The 18,358-nt window shown below is 58.6% G+C and carries 19 protein-coding genes and 1 pseudogene; 10 read left to right on the top strand and 10 right to left on the bottom strand.

The features are described from left to right. Window positions 1–159 precede the first annotated feature (159 nt). The 4 genes and pseudogenes from GNZ12_RS30640 to GNZ12_RS30625 all read left to right on the top strand — a co-directional run bounded on the left by GNZ12_RS30640 (window position 160) and on the right by GNZ12_RS30625 (window position 2,369). On the top strand, window positions 160–423 hold the full coding sequence (locus GNZ12_RS30640; RefSeq protein ID WP_172315875.1) for a DUF4148 domain-containing protein: 264 nt from the start codon (window positions 160–162) through the stop codon (window positions 421–423). Window positions 424–572: 149 nt separating this feature from the next. Continuing rightward, window positions 573–896: pseudogene (locus tag GNZ12_RS30635) on the top strand (CidA/LrgA family protein); the annotation flags it as partial. A 122-nt stretch (window positions 897–1,018) separates the two neighbouring features. After that, window positions 1,019–1,753 carry an LrgB family protein gene (locus GNZ12_RS30630; protein ID WP_172315873.1) on the top strand — a complete coding sequence of 245 codons (735 nt, stop codon included), beginning with the start codon at window positions 1,019–1,021 and terminating at the stop codon, window positions 1,751–1,753. Window positions 1,754–1,820: 67 nt separating this feature from the next. Then, window positions 1,821–2,369, top strand: coding sequence for a hypothetical protein (locus tag GNZ12_RS30625; protein WP_235993932.1), 549 nt, complete (start codon window positions 1,821–1,823; stop codon window positions 2,367–2,369). 67 nt (window positions 2,370–2,436) lie between these two features. Here the strand turns inward: GNZ12_RS30625 and GNZ12_RS30620 are convergent, their stop codons facing one another. Then, complete coding sequence (locus GNZ12_RS30620) at window positions 2,437–3,141, bottom strand: SH3 domain-containing protein (protein ID WP_328806086.1); 705 nt, start codon at window positions 3,139–3,141, stop codon at window positions 2,437–2,439. A 660-nt stretch (window positions 3,142–3,801) separates the two neighbouring features. Here GNZ12_RS30620 and GNZ12_RS30615 point away from each other — a divergent pair. The 4 genes from GNZ12_RS30615 (at window position 3,802) to GNZ12_RS30600 (ending at window position 6,970) form a co-directional block, all read left to right on the top strand. After that, window positions 3,802–4,089: a hypothetical protein gene (locus GNZ12_RS30615; protein WP_172315872.1), complete on the top strand. Its 288-nt coding sequence runs from the start codon at window positions 3,802–3,804 to the stop codon at window positions 4,087–4,089. Between the two features lie 150 nt (window positions 4,090–4,239). After that, window positions 4,240–4,638 (top strand): hypothetical protein, encoded by a 399-nt coding sequence (locus GNZ12_RS30610; protein ID WP_172315871.1) that lies wholly within the window; start codon window positions 4,240–4,242, stop codon window positions 4,636–4,638. Between the two features lie 221 nt (window positions 4,639–4,859). Continuing rightward, the gene (locus GNZ12_RS30605; protein WP_235993931.1) at window positions 4,860–5,261 is read left to right on the top strand and encodes a hypothetical protein; all 402 of its coding nucleotides are present in this window, start codon (window positions 4,860–4,862) and stop codon (window positions 5,259–5,261) included. A gap of 722 nt (window positions 5,262–5,983) precedes the next feature. Continuing rightward, window positions 5,984–6,970, top strand: a complete 987-nt coding sequence (locus GNZ12_RS30600; RefSeq protein ID WP_172315870.1) for a hypothetical protein — start codon at window positions 5,984–5,986, stop codon at window positions 6,968–6,970. Between the two features lie 173 nt (window positions 6,971–7,143). Here the strand turns inward: GNZ12_RS30600 and GNZ12_RS30595 are convergent, their stop codons facing one another. The 6 genes from GNZ12_RS30595 to GNZ12_RS30570 form a co-directional block, all read right to left on the bottom strand. Beyond that, window positions 7,144–7,989 carry an MBL fold metallo-hydrolase gene (locus GNZ12_RS30595; RefSeq protein WP_172315869.1) on the bottom strand — a complete coding sequence of 282 codons (846 nt, stop codon included), beginning with the start codon at window positions 7,987–7,989 and terminating at the stop codon, window positions 7,144–7,146. 245 nt (window positions 7,990–8,234) lie between these two features. Then, window positions 8,235–8,573: an EamA family transporter gene (locus GNZ12_RS30590; protein ID WP_172315868.1), complete on the bottom strand. Its 339-nt coding sequence runs from the start codon at window positions 8,571–8,573 to the stop codon at window positions 8,235–8,237. Then, complete coding sequence (locus GNZ12_RS30585) at window positions 8,570–9,412, bottom strand: class I SAM-dependent methyltransferase (RefSeq protein ID WP_328806085.1); 843 nt, start codon at window positions 9,410–9,412, stop codon at window positions 8,570–8,572. The genes GNZ12_RS30590 and GNZ12_RS30585 overlap by 4 nt, the downstream gene beginning before the upstream one ends. Further along, complete coding sequence (locus tag GNZ12_RS30580; RefSeq protein ID WP_172315867.1) at window positions 9,397–10,962, bottom strand: hypothetical protein; 1,566 nt, start codon at window positions 10,960–10,962, stop codon at window positions 9,397–9,399. Before GNZ12_RS30580 ends, GNZ12_RS30585 begins: the two co-directional genes overlap by 16 nt. Before the next feature lie 161 nt (window positions 10,963–11,123). Further along, entirely contained in the window at window positions 11,124–12,179 is a 1,056-nt protein-coding gene (locus GNZ12_RS30575) for a glycosyltransferase family 2 protein (protein ID WP_172315866.1), read from the bottom strand. Between the two features lie 461 nt (window positions 12,180–12,640). Next, on the bottom strand, window positions 12,641–12,829 hold the full coding sequence (locus GNZ12_RS30570; protein ID WP_172315865.1) for a hypothetical protein: 189 nt from the start codon (window positions 12,827–12,829) through the stop codon (window positions 12,641–12,643). Window positions 12,830–12,861: 32 nt separating this feature from the next. Between GNZ12_RS30570 and GNZ12_RS30565 the strand changes: the two genes are divergently transcribed. Beyond that, on the top strand, window positions 12,862–13,530 hold the full coding sequence (locus GNZ12_RS30565; protein WP_216673429.1) for a methyltransferase family protein: 669 nt from the start codon (window positions 12,862–12,864) through the stop codon (window positions 13,528–13,530). A gap of 242 nt (window positions 13,531–13,772) precedes the next feature. On the opposite strand, the gene GNZ12_RS30560 is transcribed toward GNZ12_RS30565, so the two are convergent. The 3 genes from GNZ12_RS30560 to GNZ12_RS30550 form a co-directional block, all read right to left on the bottom strand. Next, window positions 13,773–14,933: a hypothetical protein gene (locus tag GNZ12_RS30560; RefSeq protein ID WP_172315863.1), complete on the bottom strand. Its 1,161-nt coding sequence runs from the start codon at window positions 14,931–14,933 to the stop codon at window positions 13,773–13,775. 352 nt (window positions 14,934–15,285) lie between these two features. Next, window positions 15,286–15,597 carry a hypothetical protein gene (locus GNZ12_RS30555; protein ID WP_172315862.1) on the bottom strand — a complete coding sequence of 104 codons (312 nt, stop codon included), beginning with the start codon at window positions 15,595–15,597 and terminating at the stop codon, window positions 15,286–15,288. Between the two features lie 890 nt (window positions 15,598–16,487). Further along, entirely contained in the window at window positions 16,488–16,958 is a 471-nt protein-coding gene (locus tag GNZ12_RS30550) for a hypothetical protein (RefSeq protein ID WP_172315861.1), read from the bottom strand. 836 nt (window positions 16,959–17,794) lie between these two features. Between GNZ12_RS30550 and GNZ12_RS30545 the strand changes: the two genes are divergently transcribed. After that, window positions 17,795–18,346, top strand: coding sequence for a PAAR domain-containing protein (locus GNZ12_RS30545; protein ID WP_172315860.1), 552 nt, complete (start codon window positions 17,795–17,797; stop codon window positions 18,344–18,346). Window positions 18,347–18,358: the final 12 nt, after the last annotated feature.

Below are 18,358 nucleotides of genomic sequence, written 5' to 3'. Positions count from 1 at the left end.
AGATGACTCGGGAATAAAGGAAATTCTGCCCGGGTATTGCAAGAGCGTGCCGAGTCCTTGCGAGAACCTTTGATGCTTTTCGAAGCGGCACGAAATCCCGGCGCAAACTGCGTGATTCGATTGGCGTCGGGCATGTCATGCACCATGCAGGAGAATATGATGAAAGCTCTGACTTTGATCCCTATTACCGCATTGGCGTTGTGCACCACGCTCGCCTATGCGGGTGACAACACCGACACATCCAGGACGGCCACCGACAGCAACGCAGCTATGACGACGGACGCAGTCGGCGGTACGTCCATCGGCAGTAGCGATAGCGGTGCCCTCCAAGGCAAGACTCGCGCGGAGGTCAAACTGGAATTGCAGCGCGCCCAGCAGGACGGCACGATGGATCGCTTGAACGCGCTCTACGGCGGGCAGTGAGCAGATGCACGGGATGCCCGACGCTTTTTGCTTACCGCAATGGTGACTATTGCCAACGGGTGAACAAGTTCTGGCATGACGGCCTCCACCCACTTTGTCGTGCTTCGCTGGTGGCTCAACGTGTGCGCGTCCGAATCGAAGGTGACCCGATGATCAAGACGTTCACGGTCCTTCTCGCCTACCAGTGCCTTGGCGAATTAATAGCCTACGCCGGGAACCTGCCGATTCCCGGCGCGGTTATCGGGATGATCCTGTTGTTAGCCTCCCTGAGCCTCCGCCCCGGCCTTTCATCCGCCATTGAGAGCGACGCTCTTGCACTGCTTAAGTTTCTGCCTCTTTTGTTCGTTCCAGCAGGAGTCGGCATCATGGTCTTTGCCGGCCGCGTGGCTCATGACCTGATCCCGATAGCCGTGTCCGTTGTTGTGTGTACGGCGCTAACAATCGTCGTTACCGCGCTTGTCGGCCAAGGCTTGTGCGCTTTATGGCCCCCGCGCGCTGCCCCCGTTGCACCGCTGACAACACCGTCTGCATCGCCGCTCCATGCCGACGGAAACACGGCGCCTGCGGCTGCCGACCTGGCGAAGGTTGAACCATCGTGAACGTTCATCAGAACATCGCGTCCGCGTGGGGATTTCTCGGAACAACACCGCTTCTTTGGCTGACCCTCACGTTCCTCGCGTACGCAATCGCGCAGGTCGTCCACGGTTCGCTAGGAAAAAGTGCGCTCGCGAATCCCGTGTTAATTGCAGTAGCGCTTTTGATACTTGCCTTGCGTGAATCGAACACATCGTATGTCACCTACATGCAAAGCGCCCAGCCCATTCAATTTTTGCTCGGACCGGCAATCGTCGCGCTCGCTATACCGATGCACCGACAATTGCCTAAATTGCGCCGGCTAGCCCCGCAGTTGACTGGCGCACTTGTGGCGGGGTGTGCGACGGGCATCTCATCGGCCGTTTTGATCCCAAGGCTTCTGGGCGCCACGGGTCAAATACTTGCCACGATTGCTCCGAAGAGCGTGACGGCAGGCATTGCTATCCGTATTTCCGAGAAAATCGGCGGGTTGCCGTCGCTGACGGCCGTCCTTGTGATCATGACCGGCATCACGGGCGCGGTGATTGGCAGCGGCCTTTTGATGTTGATTCGCGTGTCGAGGCATGACCTGGGTGGCTTCGCACTGGGTGTCGCGTCCCATGGAATCGGCACTGCTCGTGCGTTGCAGATGAGTGAAGAAGCCGGCGCCTTTGCAGGCCTCGGGATGGGCCTGAACGGCATTCTGACGTCCTTTGTCCTGCCAATTATTTATCCAATCCTGAGCGGTTTTTTCTGACGAGACAGACCCACTTGCGGCGCGCCGTGTCCAACCCTTATGCATCGCATCGCGCACGAGGTTCGGCATGACACGGCGCAAATCGAAGATCGGCTGTCCACTTGAACATCGCTTGGACGTGTGGCGCTTCACGCTTACGTTTGCGCTGACACTTGCCTTGAGCGCCTGCGTTCAACCATGGGATCGCTTCAAGGCCGGCGAGCCGGAATCCGCCGTGACTGCCGCGCTAGGCCAGCCTAAAGAAACGTATGACCTTCCGAATGGCGGCAAGCGTCTGATGTGGCCGACGCAACCGATGGGCGAAACCACCGTCGCCGCGGATATCGACGCGGACGGCAAAGTCGTCGACGTCCGCCAGGTGCTGCAGCCGTTGGAGTTCTATCGCGCGGAGCCGGGAAAATGGACCCGCGCGGACGTGCTCGTCAATTTCGGCCGTCCCGAAGAAACGATGTACCTGCCGCTCGTCAAGCGCGAAGTCTGGAGCTACCGGTACCAGGAAGACAATACGTGGTACCAGCTCTTTCACTTCTATTTCGACGACGCAGGCGTGTTGCGTTCGACGCAAAAGAGCCCGGACCCGCTTCACGATCACGCCGACGATCATCCGTCGAATTGAGCGGCATGGGCGCCTGGCGCGTTGCCATGCGATCGCGAAGCGGTGGCGGGCGAAAAGCGTTCAATCGCTAATGGTTATCCTGCGGATGATTTCGGTCTTCATTGCCGCCGCGCGCCTCGCCGCCGTGCTCACCGGACGGACCGCCCGGGTGCACGGCAGCCTGTCCCTGAGGAGCGCCCTTCATTTGCCCGGGTGGCTGCGCAGGCCCGTGCGCGTATCCCGGCTGCGGCTGCACCGGCCCATGAGCGTACCCCGGCTGGGGTTGCGGCTGCGGGCCGCCGTGCATGACCGGCCTCGGGTTCATAGCCGGACCGCCCGCCGCCGGCGGACCACCATGCGGCGGCGGACCGCCCCGCATCGGCGGCGGATGATTCGCCCACCGGTCCCGGTCGTTATACCAAGGCTGGCCGCGATAGTAGTGATCCCAGTAAGTGCCGAACGAGAACGCCACGATCGGCAGCCCGATCTGCACGCCGTAAGTCATGATCGGCACCTCGGTACCCTGGTACGGATAGTCGAGATATTCGCCGTAGACCCAGCCGCGCAGTCCGGGCGCTCCGACGTCGCACCAACTGTAGTCATCAACGCAGCCGTACACCGTGAGCTGCGCGCTCGGCGGCACTTGCGCGACCACCGGATAGTCCCCGGACGGACCCGCATAAACGTCCACGGGCTGATTCGTATACGCCAGCGATTGAGCGAACGCCGCGCCGGACAGCGCCATCAGGCAAACGCCTCCCGCGATGGCTCGAATGACGATTTTCTTTTGCACGATTCCTCCCTCGGAAAGAGCGGCCCATGCATGAGGTGCGCTATTCGTTTCGTTCCGGCCATAACGGCGCGTCGATAGCAGGGCCACATTGCTTGGACAAGCCTGGTGGCGTTTGAATTGCACCCGACTGTCTGCGCAATTACGGTTTGTCAGCGTTCTTACCGTTTAGCAATATTCGTGCTTGAAGATATCGTTCGCCATTGCTCGCTTCAAGACAAAAAACTTCGTTTGTAACAGCGGTCGAACCATTTTTTTCATCATTAAATCTGAGGATCTTGGCTGCGCAACAGGCAGCGGTACTCTGCTGGAGTCAGCGCGCGCCGGCCGCGTTTGAGAATTTACAAATTCAAAAATTTCTTACAAAAATGCTGATGCGTTGAATCCTGCCGGCGCTAGCATGGCTGACAAGTGGAGGTCCCCGTGTGCGCCAGTGACGAGTCCAGCGAGCACCCTCTCTGCTCCGGTCCCACGATAGAAATTCTGGCGCGCATCGTGGAAACGCCTAAAACGGTATCGACTGCGCGGGTTCGATGTGCTTCCCGCTCCACCACTAAGGCACCCAACCGGACGAAACAGACCAAGGAGGTTTTAGCGATTACGACGTGACGAATCCATGCTTCGTCTTTTCGAATTTCGATTAGCTAAGTATCGGAGGTAATCATGGAGTTCGAGTACCGCGGCTGGGTCATTGACGCGACCCCGGATTTCTTGCTGGGTCAGTTCTTTGCGCACGCGCGACTGATCCGCGCGTCGCCTGATGATGATGCGGACGCTGAAATGCACATCGAGCGCAATCTTGCCTGGTTCGAAAATCAGGACGATGCGATCCAGGCCGCGTATCAGTGCGCGATTGTGTGGATCGACAAGCACAACGGGAGCATCGCCAGTACGGACGCTGATCCAGCGGTATCGCACAACGATCTCCCGACCGAGACTCCGGCCAGATGAAAAACCGGTATACGTCATGCCGTCACCAGACTAATCGGAGAATGACATCGGTCCCAGCGTTCAAGTTGATCTCAACGCTCCGGCCCATCCGGCAGGATGGGCCGATCTTTATTCGCTAGCGCAGACTCAGGTGGCAAAAACGCCGCTGCGATGTATCGCCTGATCGGCTCGGCCCGCATGGCCGGAATTCTTGAAGCGCCGAATTCGTTTCGCACTATCCACGATCGATGGGTGCCGTTGAATGTGAGGCACGCAATTTGCTGTTTTCCCGATGACCGGCTGAAGTCCATGGTGCTGCTAATCCGACGACCAGGTCCGGGTTCTAACCAGTCCCAGGAGGAATGGGCGATGAAACTCACCAGGAAACACATTGCAATCGCGGCGTCGGTCGCACTGCTGGCGATGGGTACGCCCGGATGCAAACGGGCGGATAACAGCACCGATGCCGGCAGCGCGGCGACAGGGGCTAGCGGAATGATGAACAACCCTGCATCTGCCGGAGCCATGAGCCCGGATAGCGCGGCAGCAGCGTCGGGCGCAAGCCAGTGACAGGGCAACTGGGGGTGGCCCGGAGGCGTCACGCACAGCACAGTGCCTAGGCTGTATTCCGCAGTCGTACATGACATCTCCGGGAGACCCACATGCATTGGCAGCTGAAATCTGCAACGGTGAACGCGACATGTGGCTTGTCATGGCTGCCTACGACGAATGAGATTCCGAGGACCGGATGAGGCTTGCGTTAAAGACGCCGTCCTCTCCGGATATGCGGGATGGTGCCAGCTCTGTTTTCCGTCCTGAGACTGCCATCCCCATCGTGGCTCGCGATGTGCTGCAAGCCTGAAAAGCAGACCGGGTTGCGGGCTACCGAAACGTGGGAGAAGACCATGCCATCTGGAGCAAAACATCCCTCCGCTGTAGATCTGGTGCGTTGTCAGATTGAGTATTTCGTTGAACTGGCGCGGGCCAGTTCGCACATTGCCAGTACGCAGTCATTCGCCACGCAACGGGCAGCGATCGCCGAAACGTTTAGTGAATTTGTGGAGTGCCACGGAGCGCAGGATTTTTCTGTGTTCGTTGAACTCCTCGCTCGTCGCCTCGAGGAAAGGCGGAGTCCCGAAGCTGCGAGCGCAGTTCGCAAGGACCTGCTCTTGCAGCTCAACGTAACGCCGTAAGCTGGACGCTGTATCTCTGCGATCGGCGTGTCCGGCAAGCTCGTCAACGCAAAGGGCTGGTGCAATTCCTGCGTGAAGGAGGCGTGACAGGGGACGGCCGGACGCCGCGGGTGCGGACAAACACGGAGCGAGCGCCGGTCCGGTGAAGCTCCGATCCTACGAATCCTTGTAACTTTTACTGCCAGCAATGAACCACACTCCCGCCCCACGACATCGTCCCGCACTGATCGTCGTGCCTGGCGTCCTCCGCGATTCCGGTGGCTTTGCGGACGGACTTTGGACCCTGTCAGTTCGCTGCCAGACAGGGTAGCTCCGGGTCGCCACGCTGTGGCAGTTGATTCGACCGTACATCTCGCACTTGGTACGGACCCGCGCACGTTCTGACCGCAAGGCGGGTTTTGAGGAACTCAGTCTGGTCTTTGCCGGAACGCGGGACGAAACGTTACCCGCGATGGTCGACTACCTTGCCACCCAGTCAGGGGTGCTCGATGCGTGGTTCGTTCCATGAACACCCTTGCGGGTGTTTCCATTGACGACGCCTGATGAGTCTCGGTCTGGAGATCCTGGTTGACCGGTCGCGTCAAAGGTTACTGTAGGGAGGAGTATGAGACGCTGCGGTAAAGCGTAATCGCGCTGCGACGACCGCACAGTGAAGGTAGCGCCCGGAAAAGCCGGAGCCTGCCAAATGGATGGAAGAACAGTGTTGACCCTTCAGGAGCAACGTGAACTTTTTCCCCTGCACGCTGGTTTATGTGGATCTCGATGCGCGCCCCGGTCCCAATGCAACGAATCGCGACCCTCTGTCGTACGTGAACCAGGCGATCTGCCTGAACAACAGTTTGCGGCAGATGGGCATGCCCACGCTGACCATCATGAGCAACGCACCCGCCGAAGTCGCGCGACGGCTCGACAGCATCGCACCGGAGAAGCGTCCGTCGCTGATGAGGTTGAACGCGACCATCGAATTGTCGAAGGACACACCGTTCTATGCGGCGCATTTCAAACTGGATCTGCTGGACCAGGTCGCCGGCGCGTTACCCGCCGACACCATGCTGCTGCTACTCGACACGGATATGGTGGCGATGCGGCCACTCGAGCAGAAGCTGATCGGGCGATGCGCTGAAGCAGGTCTCGGCGCGTTTGACATTTCCGATCAGGTATTTCCGGCGTATGGGAGCGAAAAGGTTGTCGCCGATCTCGAAATCGTCGCGGGCCAGCGCTTCAGGAATCCGCGCTGGTACGGCGGTGAGTTCCTGCTGGGCACACCCGAGGCGCTGCGCCGGCTGGTGCTGCGCGCGCGTAGCACTTACACGCGATATGTCGGTGAAATTGACCGGTTGGGGCATCACGGTGACGAGGCGTTTATCTCGGCGACACTGAACGCGCTGGCCGATGAAGGACAGGGAATTGTCGAGGTCGGTGCTTACCAGGCGGTAGGCCGCCATTGGCCTGGCAATAATTATCGCGATCTGCGGTGGTTTCGCGCCTGTTCGTTCATCCATCTGCCGGGCGGCAAGGCGTTGCTTGAGAAAGAAGCGCGTTCTGCCGGATTCGTGCCGCAGCGCTTCTGGCGCCGCGTGCAAGCGGCGCACTTGCGTGGCCGCGCGCGCTTTGCCTTGAAATGGATCGCCCGCGCTCTGGGAGTCGAGCGCCTCGTGAAGCGTTTTGCTTGTACGGTGCGTCGCCTGAAGGGCCAGACAATGCGGTAACAGCTGGCTTGCTTGATCGGTTTTTCCGCCTGGATCAACACAATCTCCTCGGAAGCCGCCGTTCACGTGGCACTGGCATAGGTAACAAAAGCGAGAAAACCGTGTCTGACTGCCAATCGCCTAGGGAATTTGCTCCTCCAACGCGGCACTGCGATCTACTTACCGGGAAAGTCTCAGTCCGCTTTTACCGTATCGAGAAACGCTCGCAGTTCGCGCTGCATAGTCGCTGCATCCAGAATGATACTTCCGCCATGTCCGGCGAACACGCCACTGAAGCTTTCGTGAACGAGTCGCTCGAGGGAGCGAAGTTGGGTCGACCAGTCGTACCAGCAGGCGTCTCGAAAGGCATGCAAAGCGTGCCTGCGGAAATCCCAGCACAGTGAGTCTCCAGAGAAAAGGGCGTGGTTGATGAGGAACATGACGCTTCCCCGTGTATGTCCCGCCATCGGAATGACCCGAACGCCCGGCAACATCTCATGCGCCAGATCACCCGTGATTACGTCAGTGACGAACGGAGCGCCATCGGCGTCCTTTGCATGGATCCAGACGCGGGCGCCAAAGCGCTTCGCATAGATGCCCGCGTCCGCGACATCGTCGCGGTGGGTCAGCAAGATATGATCCAATCCTCCGGCTTCCGCGATCCAGCGCTCGAGGTGGCCGGACCAGCGCGGCCCGTCGATCATCAGACGCAGCCCGCCTGCAACCGTGATGTAGCTGTGAGCGCCGTACGAAGAGCGGGCGTTATACCCGAGCCTCCACACGCCGGGAGCCAAGGCTTGCGGGAAGAGGCCTGTCGGCGTCTTCAAACCCTTTGGCGGCCGAACGGCAGCCACCGGACAAATGAGGACGCCTCGCCACGCATCTTCTGTTTCTTGTTCACTGGCAGGCTGGTGAGCAAACGCCGAAGCGCCGTTTCGCTCGATGAACAGATTGGGAGCGGCCGTTCGAACCGCGCCGCAGTTGAAGCAAGCTGCGCTTACGTGCCAATGATCGTCGACATCACCTTTGTCTTCCACCATAGCGCGCTCCCGGCTGATATTGGGTAGACGGTTCAAAGATAGCATCTTTGCGCGATTGAGAATTAAGGTGCGTTTAGTTTGCCCTCGCGACGACACGCGTTCTGGATTCGCTCCACCAGCAGCGCGTTGGGCCGCTTCGGGTCGCTATGTGGATATTTGCATAGCGACCCCGAGCGGACCTTCGCAACGGCTGATCGATCGAACGAAAACGGTCACTCTAGCCCGCTCCCCGATGGCGCGAACATTTACTGAACGACCGCGACGAGATATAACCCGCCCAAAATCAGCGCGACGCCGAGCCACTGCGCGAACCCAATGTGCTCACCGAATACGACAATCCCCGCGACATAGACCAACACGAACGTCAACGCGGTAAATGGATAAACGACGGTAAGCCTTGTCTGGCTCAGCGAGAAGATCCAGAGCAGTGTTCCGACACCGTAGCAAACCAGCCCGAACACTATCCACGGGTTGAAAAACTCGACGAGCGCCTGTTTGCCGTCGGCCCCCGCCTTGAGCGCGACCTGCCCGATCGCGGCAAACAACACCCCGGCCAAAATTGGCAGATAAATCGAAATCCTCACAACCCGACCTCTTTGTTCTTGAGTCTGCTCACCACGAGCCGGCTCTTCATGACGGCAATTTCCGTCTTCACGCTCACCGGCAGCCATCGCAGCAGCATTTTTCTGCACTGATACGTCAGGGGCGATACGTCCCTAACCCGCTCGTCCCTATTGACGACCGTCGTCGCGACTAGCGGCGAAAGCCGTTCCGCCTCGCTGACATGGGCAAAAAGTAGAATGTTGTACCGGTACCAGGGCTCGACGTGCTTGTCCCCCCCGATCAACGGGCGGACGAAATCGAACAGCACGTAATCGTGTTTCGCGAACAGGTAGCGCCAGTAATCGTATCCCTGTTCGTTGATGTGATTCTCACCGCCCTGGCCTGGCACCGCCGCGGAAAACAGGACGCGTTTTCCGTGCCGAACCAGATTCTCGACGAGGACATTGCTGCAGCTTTTCGGCACGTGCTCGCCCACCTCAAGACACTGGACGAGATCGAAGGTCCGGCCGAGATCAAAGTGCTTCGAGATGTCATTCGGGAAAAAGTGACTTTCATCGAACATCAGAACTGAGCGATCGACATAATCGCCGTCGATGCCAACGACGTCCTGCATGCCGAGCTCGCAATGTACGCTGAGCCACGCGCCCGCGCCACAGCCAACGTCCAGGATGCTACCCGGCTGCAATTCGGCGTTCACTTTCGGCAGCACGTATCGCGCGGAGCGTATCGCCCCCTCACGCTGATAGCGATAGAAAATCTCGTCGTATTTACGCGCCTCGTCAATTCCATTCGATTTGAATAGCATCGCATTCATTCCCTGAGTTTGCCAACGTCTGCCAGATTTCACCCGCGGCGACACGATTGCCTTTCATAGACCGACCAGGTGCCCACCGTTTTTACTAGCACGACCGGACAGTCCGGATTGGCAAAGAATCCGACAGGTATCGGCGACGTATGCCGAACGAAGAAGTACCGGTACATCCAGCCCTGGTGCCGGTACCAGTCGAACGTCGCGGAGAGCGGCTGCGGCGCCACATCCGCAGGCCCGACGGCAGGAAGCCGATCCAGCCGGTACCGGACGATTTGCGGCGGGAACCAGGCGGCATTGAAATCGACAAGCCCGTGGTGATCCGCCTGGTACCAGAGCGCGAAGTTGTCATAGACCACGGGGTTGTTCGCCGCGGGACTATTTAGGTTGAACGTTATGTTCAGGGCGCGCTGGGCGGGCTCGACCTCCGCCGCGATGGTATCGAAATCGGCGCTTTCGTCTGCAAAGCGCATCGCGCGCATGCCCTGCGCGCCGAGGAAGGTTGCGCAAACGGCTACTAGAGCAATCTGCGTCCACACCCCAAGGCGGCGATCGTCCCCGCGCATCTCGTCGTCACGCTCGGCGGACGAGAAATTCAAGGCATAAAAGGGGAGAAGGAACAGTGCGAACCGATGAAAGAGAAAATTAGTGTTCATCGCGAAAGCCGGGATGCAGAACCATCCCAGCACAAAGACCGCGAGCGGCACGAAAGCCATGCCGTTCCGGCTCCATCGAGCGCCCATGCAGAAAGGGGCCGCGAACATCAGCATGGTGACGGCCAGCATCCACACGTTCGGAGTGATCCCCCACGGATAGGCGATCGCACAAAGAAACCGTATCAACGGATTCATGCTCCATAGCACCCTGTACGGATACATTGGCGCCAGGTCAACGTCGTGATGCGAGAGCGCGTACACGCCGCACAGCGCGGCGAGTGCGACGTACGGCCAGACCGACCATACGATCCGCCGCCAATCGCCATGATTGCGGACCAGCAGGAACGTACCTCCGATCGCATTGACGAACACGAACAGTAACCCGTGTGAGAAGAACACTCCGATGTCAGCAAGGAGTAGGACTGCCCCCCGCCGCCAGGAGGGCTGCTCGGCATAATCGAGCGCGATCAGGAGGAAACCCATTCCGATCGGCGTAGCGACGAGATACGAAAAGAACCCGTATTCGTATGCGAAGCCGAAAAATCCTGGCACGCACAGCCAGTCCAGACGCTCGTCGGCGTGGAACCGTCTTCTCAGCGCGACATAGGTGGCGACGAATCCGTAGAAGGACAGCGTCAGCACGAGCTTGAGCGCTGCCCCGACCGGCATCAGGAACGACAGAGCAGTGGCCAGCCCGTAAGCGAGCACGTACGGCGTAAACAGGTTGATCCTGAGTAGCTGGTCCCAAGGCGACTGGCCAAGCAGCAAGTCGTGCAGCGCCGCAACTTGCGCCGCATGTTGCGGCAGATCGTCCATCGGCGGATGTGGGGCGAGCCAAAAAAGTACGCCACCCGCGATGATGGTCACGAAAAAAAGCGCGCGGAACAGGCGTCTCGTCATATCGCTGGGCCATGCACGTGGCCTACTTTGATCCAGGATCTCCATGGAACTCCTCTTGGTCGTCCAGCCATTGCCGTTTGCCCGATTCCGATCAGGACGATCGCACGCCGGTCGGACGGCGGCGGCGCTTGCTATGAAGCATTCAAATGACGGTGGCGTAACACACGTGTCAGGGCAGCCCGGCGCGCCGCCGCTTGCCCGGCTACCTACGATGTCTCGTACGAACGCTGCCTGGCGGCCTCGTAGTCGTGTTCCGCGCTGACGGAACGCATGGTGCCGCTGTCGGGAAGTGAACCGCCCGGTGAGGCGGACGGCCTTGTGCGACGCTGCAGTGTCTTCTCGACAATGAAGCGGGGACGCTGTTTCGTTTCCGCGTAGATCTTCGCGATATACCCACCGATCACGCCGAGAAACAGCAACTGCAGTCCGCCGAGGAAGTACATCGGGACCACGGTCGATGCCCAGCCGGGCACGCTCCGATCGGTCAACAGGCGGATGGACAGCGCCCAGAGGCCGAACGACAGCGACGCCAGCGAGAGAACCCCGCCCACGTAGGTGCTCCACTGTAGCGGTTTGGTCGAAAACGAAGTAACGCCGTCGGAGGCGAGCATGATCATCTTGATCAGCGGATACTTGCTTTTGCCCGCGAAGCGCGCTTGGCGGTCGTATTTGACGATCGCGGTATGGAATCCCAGCAGCGGGACGATCCCGCGCAAGAACAGGTTGACCTCGCCAAAGCCGCGCAATTCCTCGATCGCGCGCCGGCTCATCAGCCGGAAATCCGCATGGTCCTGCAGTACATTGACGCCGAATCGGCGAAGCAGTCGGTAATAGCTGCGCGCGCTGAATCGCTTGAAAAAACTATCGGTGTCGCGGCGATCCCGTACGCCGAAAACGATTTCGGCGCCGTTGCGGAATTCGGCCATCATCCGGGGAATCGCGGCGAGATCGTCCTGAAGGTCAGCATCGAGGCTGATGAGGACGTCACCCTCGACGCTCAATAAGCCCGCGAGCAACGCGTTCTGGTGGCCATGGTTGCGCGAAAGCTTGATGCCGTGCACACGCGGGTCGGTGGTATGGAAGCCCTCGATCAGCACCCAGGTGCGATCGAGCGAGCCGTCGTCGACGTAAGTGATGCTGCTCGACGAATCAATCATCCCATCGACGACGAGCTCTTCTAGCAGCGCCAGCAGGCGCCGCGTAGTCTCAGGCAACACTTCTTCTTCATTGAAGCATGGAATCACCAGATTTAGCCTGACCATACCCCCACCCCGAATTGATTATTTGGGCCAGCGTTTTGGGTCGCTTTTCCCTTGTAGTGCAAATCCATGGTGCGCCGAGTCGTAAGCGGATGCGCGCACCTGCTCCTGTTGTTATCTGGAAGTCTCCATGGGCGATGTCACTCGCGCCAGACTTTGCTCGTTACAGCGTCCTGATGGTCTGTAGCGTGTTGACGCAAGGAGCGGGCCACCCTTGAATTAACCGAGGCGAGCATCTCAAGCCGAGGGGCCGCGACTGTTTCAAAGGCCCATACCGGCACAAATCGTTTCAATCTTGTAACACTCCTGAGCGAAAGCGGCGCACCAAACCGGTCGACTGGGACGCTCCAACAATGCGGTTTTTGTTGCCTGGCGCGTGACGGCGGAGTTCATTCGCGATATGGACGCGAGCGTCCAAAACGTCGCAAAGTTGAGGACAAGGCGTAGTGCCGCGAGCGAGCGAGCTAGCGGCCGGCGTCGCGAATATCGCAAACCGCGGCGGCGCACCGTTCGCGCCGGCTTCGGCGCAGCGCCGCGCCGTGTTCGCGTAAGGCTCCGCGCGCACTCTTGCTCTGCACCACCGTTCCCATCACAATTGCGCTCGCGTTATCGCAATAGCTGTCCGTAACGGGGCTGCCGGGATGGTTCTTCATGCAGTCCTTCCGGAAGTACTATGCTTTGCGCTATGAACAAGAAATTGATTCGCGACAGTGTGTTTGGCACACTTGCATTCTTCGCCCTCGTATTTACGCCGGCGTGGACGTTCAATTATTGGCAGGGCTGGGCGTATCTCGCCACGTCCATTGCGGCATCGCTTCTCTATACGATCTATCTCATCACATACGATCCGGCACTCCTGGCTCGGCGCCAGAAAGTGGGTCCGTCGCATGAGAGCGAACCGGCCCAGAAAATCATAGTACTGTTTATCATTGTGGCGTTTGTCGCACTTGTCGTATTGCCACCGCTCGATTGGCGATATGCATGGTCGCCCGTGCCGTGGTATGTATCCGTCATCGGCGATGCGCTCGTAGTGTTCTCATATTATGTGTTTTATCTTGTCTCCAGCGTCAATAGCTATGCGGCTGCCAATGTGCGCGTGGAAGAAGGGCAGAAGATTGTGGACACGGGCGTGTACGCATGGGTACGTCATCCAATGTATTTTGGCACGCTGTTTCTGATCGTCGGTACGCCGCTTGCGCTTGGCTCGTGGTACACGCTCGCGCTGACACCCGTTCTTCTGATTGTTCTCTATTTCCGCATAAAGAGCGAAGAAAAAGTGCTCGTTCGCGACCTCGTCGGTTATGTCGAATACCAGAACAAAGTGAAATATCGCTTGATCCCGTTCGTTTGGTGACAATGACCATGACAACACTTAAAAGCATTCGAGAAGCGGGGCTCCGGCGACACGACAGGTGTTGGATCTGATCGCGGTGGCCGCTTTGAAGTAAATGGGGGGGCGTATCGTATCGCTGTGTCTAGCCGGGTGCCGCCACGTGCGATTCGCATAAGTGCGCTGTGTCGGTGCCTTGTAGTGGCGTGTACCGCGGCGCTAACGGGCGGCCGCGGAGAAGGCCGGGTTCTATCTCGAGCGGCAGTTCACGTGAAGGTCCACAAAACGCTCCGATCCGTCAGTTTCTTGCTCATGTCCTTGGCGACATAGAACGATGAGATGGTAAGGACGCCCTCATCGATGCGGCCGATCACGTAGAAGTTATTGCTGGCACCGCTGACGTAAACTGCGCCGCGCTCCATGAACACCGCCACGCTTGTCGGGCTGGTCGCCATAGCCAACGCTTTGTCGCGGTACAAGATGCTGTACTTTGATACGAACGAATGCATCAGGCGGCTGCCGGGCTGCTTCAATTCCTCGTTCATGTACGTCAGGAACTCCTCGATCTTGCCTGCTGGGAGGAGTTTCGCGCTATTAAAGCAGCTCAGTGCCTGGAGTTTCTTGGGGCCATTGGAAACTAGATCCATCGTTTCGAGCGTGATTTCGATACGGAGCACGTCCCACCACTGAACACACTCCTTTGGCCAATCCAGCGGCTTCAAGCCAGCGTTGAGCACATGCTTCTTAAAATGATTAACGATATTGGTGGCAATGCTCTTGTCGGCGGCATCGCCGCGGCCCCATCGACCGAATCCACGAAACTTGCTGTTGGGCGGATGGACGCGGATGAGCTGCTGGAAGTCAGCACAGGTGTCCTGGGTGAGGTTGACCAAATTGATGTGGTGGCGGTGCAGTGTGGCAATCAACAGGTACATGCCGCCAATGGGGCGGCCCTGCGTCACCCAGGCTACACGACTGTCGTACAGCATGAAAATGGCCTGTTCACCGTGCGCTACTCGGTACGCCTTGAAGGCGGGCTCATCGCAGACGCGCGCGTCCACAATCTCCGTTAGGATCTGAACCAGAAGCCTCGGATCATCGGTCTTTCTGGAGGCGCTCTTGATATTGATCCATTTGCAACAAAACACTCGGTTGAAACGAAGGAGCCAGTTGGCTCGCGCCATCTCCTGTTCACCCTCGAGGCCCGGTACCTGAGTACCCAGGAAGTTCAGCAGATCGAAAAACCTCGCCAAGCGATCCTTTGCCGGGAAGTTATTGATCAACAGACCGAACGCGTCGCGATGACTCCAGAACGCCTCACCCTGCCGTGTCGACTTTGGGGTGAGGAATTTCGCCACCGCTTCTTTCGATAGAGCGAGTTTCTTTTCGCAGAAGTCAACGATAGCACTTTGAAGCGTTGGGTCCATTTGATGCTCCCATGCTCGTCACGAAGCCGCGATGCTCAATCGAGTGCGGACGCCTCGTCGTTTATCTCGCACTAGAACGACTCCTGCAAAACGAATCTTATCTTAAATGAGAATGTCGATATCGGAGTCGAGATGAGACGGCCCTGATTTCGGAAAGCGGACAATCGCGGCCGGCCGCATTAACTTTTCCTACAGTCGCTGAACTGTGTCGGCAGTCGCTGTTATTCGATCACCCTACGGGCATGCAACCAGTCGGTGTGCCTCAAGCCGCTGCCAGGAAGCGGTCAGGGAAAAACAAAAGACCGCTGTCCGTGAGGGCAGCGGTCTTTCTTACGGTCATCTTTAACAACGGTTATTGGCCGGCGGCCGGCGACACTACGCTCGGGGTCGCCAGCGTGTTGTGACTCCCGGGAAGGTTGGTGAGGGACGTCGAGCTATTGTTCGTGCTATTCGGCAGGCCCGAGTTCGGCGACCCGGCGCCCATGCCGCTGTCCGAGTTAGTGACGCCAGGCGTGCCGTAGCCGCTCGTTGCATTGGCTGGCGACACGGCGACCGGCGACACGGTGGTCGGGGTCGCCAGCGTGTTGTTGCTCTGTGCATAAGCGCCGCCCGACAGCGTGAGTGCGGCGACGGCCGCGATTAATGTGCTGGTTGCCTTGTTCATGACCCGTTCCTCCTTGTTTGGACTGGAATTTCGACGCAAACGATCCATTCGTATTTTCCATAGCGGTCGTTGTACGCTTGGCTCGTGGCGATCAAACAAACTCGCGCGACCGTTCGCAGTGGTGCACGTGACGCAAACCACAGATCGCCGCTCAGGGCTGGCAACGAGACACGTACTGCATTCCTGGAAAGAATCTACGCCCGCCTAAGGCCTACGTAGGTGACCGGCACCTCGTTTATGCCCACGAGATCCCAAGTTTAGGAAAGCGGCCGCTGATAATTAAGCGCGTTGTTCGCAAGGGTGAATTTCGATTTTCGGGGTTACCCCTAATGGGTTCGGGTCCCCAATCTGAGGCCGGCGTGGTTCGTCATTGCGCGGCCGCGAACGTGCTGAAAAAAAACCAAGCAGTGGCCCCAAGGGGATTTTTCTGGTGTGGATTCAATTCAGCACGAATATCCCAAGCGTTTCCAATCCAACGATCTGTCATCGTTGACGCGTCGAAGAAGCTCCTGTGCGATTACCTCGCACCAGATCAAGGCCTCTTCCGCCGACCCTGCCTCGATAAATGCGCCAGTCGACGATTCGTAGTCTTCGATCAGTCCGCGCTCAAATAGCTCACGCGGCTCAGGCTCGTGGTATTGGAAAATGACGAGATATTCGTGCGCCATGCCGTAAGGAAAGGATTGACGGTTTTCCCGGACGCTGTTCGTGCGAACGGCGTCGAGACCTGCTATCGATGTCGACGATCTGCGCACCGATGTCGAACGTCTGAAAGTGTTTAGATTTATAAGACGCCTGCCCACATGTGCCTGTGGCGCTCGCCCATGCCCGTGGTTGAGGGCAGGCATCCTACAAACCTGAACAACTGAAGCCGCTCGCCTTCTCGATGTTTAGTGTTGCACAGGAATGGGATGTTGGGCAGCGTCGGCTTCTACGCTCGTCTCGGCTTTGGTTGACGCTCGTTTGCGCTGAACGGGCTCCGTGGTTGCCGGCGTTTCCGTCGCTATCTTTGATGCCTCTGCAAGAAGGCGCGCAGCGCGGTTCGCGGTGATGCGGCTTTGAGGGATGCCCTTCGCATCGAGCGCGATCACCTGGTACAGTTCACGATCGCACTCAAGCTCCTGCTGATATTGCTCTGCCGTGTCGACAAGCAATTCAAGCATCGTCTGTTGACGTCGCCTTTCCTCACTCGTGATGGCAGGATTCCTACATATCGAGGACGAAAGTGTGACTAGCGTGTTGAGTTGGCTCAACTGCCGGTTGCATAGATCGAAGGTGGAGAGCGCAAGCTTTTCGTACTGGAGCGCGTCGACAGGCGGGCGTGAAGCGGGTTGAGATTGTTTTGTAGGTTTGCTGCTCATGGTGCGACCTCCCTGATACATCTCGAATCGCCCGACACTCGCTTGCAAAGTGGGTGAGCGGGCACGAAGCGGGTTTGGAAGACCGGGATCGTAACGAACCGGCGAGCCTTGCGGCTCCCCCACGACGGCCCGCCCATAGAAATGTAGACGTGCAGAAGCAGACGCACGCCCCGCCTGGGCGGGGGTGCGGTTACGATCACAGGCTTCCATACCTGGCCGCCGGGTGTTTCCCGATGGCTTGATAATTATAAATCAGAGCGGGCGGGTAGTGTTCAAGTGGGTAGGCTAAATGGTCGGCTCTGGCCGATTAGACAAGGCATGGATTGCCTTCGTAGACCTGTTACGGGGCGGCGCCGTTGCCGCGACAAGTGCCGCCTCAGGTCAACGATGATTCGAACGGCGTGCTCATCTTCGTTGCTTGTCTTCACTGCCATGGTCCGTACTCAATATAAGTTTCTTGGTGCCGGCGTGGTTCGCGGGACTAACGCGCGCGGCGTCAACATTGATGCACGTCAACCCCTTTAATGGTTTGTGACTTATCTCGTATCCGACTCCACAAACAAAGCTAGGCTTTCAGGAAAAGTTTGTTCGACCCTGAAGGAGGCCGGCGCATGAAGCAAGACTCAACCAACGAAATCACGTATCTGCTCGTCACAATCGGCTCATTCGCCGAGAGAGGCGGACGTGTCACCACGGCGACGGGAGGTTCCGCCATCGCGGGTCTGGGCATGGCGGCTCGGGCGGGCGGTTGCCTCGAATCACCACCAATGCAAGCGGCCAATACTCGGTGCATTGGGACGATGACGCGTTAGCACGACAGAGCGGAGCGAAACCGGATGACTATCTTTTATAGCGTTGTTGAAGACGATCCGCTAGACAGCGGTGGAAACAGCAGAGTCATAGACGGTTTGGCTGACAGCACGATCGAGGGACACGACGGACGCCACAGACGGCAAACGTTCCTTGGACATAAAGCATGGTGCGACCGCTGTAAGAGTGCCGGGGAAATCGTTGCTGCGGCCGGATGTCGTGACAGCCTGCGCACGTTCGATGGCACCTTGGGCAGATACGAGGCGCTAGGCGATGACAAGGTGCTTTGCAACTGTCCGTCCCCGCCTCGCATCATTCCGGTCTACGGCCGCAGGTCAATGATCATTGACGATACGGACGGCGTGAGCAATTGGGCTGCCGCTGCGGCGTCCCGTCAATCCTCGGGTGAGTCGAAGGATTTCGATGAACAGGTGCGGTCCGTCGTTCGTGGCGCAGTCCTGGCAGGCTATCCGTACTTCATCAAAACGGCGGACGGCCACACGTCATACGGCCGAACCGATGCCGATGGAAACCTGCCCCGCATCGAGACACAGGAAGCCAGGGACTACACGGTCTAACGGGGCGATGAC

Origin of the sequence: Paraburkholderia solitsugae (assembly GCF_013177695.1) — a bacterium.
Taxonomy (GTDB): Bacteria; Pseudomonadota; Gammaproteobacteria; order Burkholderiales; family Burkholderiaceae; genus Paraburkholderia; species Paraburkholderia solitsugae.
Note: the sequence above shows the minus strand (reverse complement) of the source record. Positions and strands in the feature narration are given on the sequence as shown.

What these genes read in the sequence shown, in the direction of transcription:
- GNZ12_RS30640 (WP_172315875.1), top strand. Translation starts at nt 160, where the DNA reads ATGAAAGCTCTGACTTTGATCCCTATTACCGCATTGGCGTTGTGCACC.
- GNZ12_RS30625 (WP_235993932.1), top strand. Translation starts at nt 1,821, where the DNA reads ATGACACGGCGCAAATCGAAGATCGGCTGTCCACTTGAACATCGCTTG.
- GNZ12_RS30615 (WP_172315872.1), top strand. Translation starts at nt 3,802, where the DNA reads ATGGAGTTCGAGTACCGCGGCTGGGTCATTGACGCGACCCCGGATTTC.
- GNZ12_RS30610 (WP_172315871.1), top strand. Translation starts at nt 4,240, where the DNA reads ATGTATCGCCTGATCGGCTCGGCCCGCATGGCCGGAATTCTTGAAGCG.
- GNZ12_RS30605 (WP_235993931.1), top strand. Translation starts at nt 4,860, where the DNA reads ATGGTGCCAGCTCTGTTTTCCGTCCTGAGACTGCCATCCCCATCGTGG.
- GNZ12_RS30595 (WP_172315869.1), bottom strand. Translation starts at nt 7,989, where the DNA reads ATGGTGGAAGACAAAGGTGATGTCGACGATCATTGGCACGTAAGCGCA.
- GNZ12_RS30580 (WP_172315867.1), bottom strand. Translation starts at nt 10,962, where the DNA reads ATGGAGATCCTGGATCAAAGTAGGCCACGTGCATGGCCCAGCGATATG.
- GNZ12_RS30575 (WP_172315866.1), bottom strand. Translation starts at nt 12,179, where the DNA reads ATGGTCAGGCTAAATCTGGTGATTCCATGCTTCAATGAAGAAGAAGTG.
- GNZ12_RS30570 (WP_172315865.1), bottom strand. Translation starts at nt 12,829, where the DNA reads ATGAAGAACCATCCCGGCAGCCCCGTTACGGACAGCTATTGCGATAAC.
- GNZ12_RS30565 (WP_216673429.1), top strand. Translation starts at nt 12,862, where the DNA reads ATGAACAAGAAATTGATTCGCGACAGTGTGTTTGGCACACTTGCATTC.
- GNZ12_RS30560 (WP_172315863.1), bottom strand. Translation starts at nt 14,933, where the DNA reads ATGGACCCAACGCTTCAAAGTGCTATCGTTGACTTCTGCGAAAAGAAA.
- GNZ12_RS30555 (WP_172315862.1), bottom strand. Translation starts at nt 15,597, where the DNA reads ATGAACAAGGCAACCAGCACATTAATCGCGGCCGTCGCCGCACTCACG.
- GNZ12_RS30550 (WP_172315861.1), bottom strand. Translation starts at nt 16,958, where the DNA reads ATGAGCAGCAAACCTACAAAACAATCTCAACCCGCTTCACGCCCGCCT.
- GNZ12_RS30545 (WP_172315860.1), top strand. Translation starts at nt 17,795, where the DNA reads ATGACTATCTTTTATAGCGTTGTTGAAGACGATCCGCTAGACAGCGGT.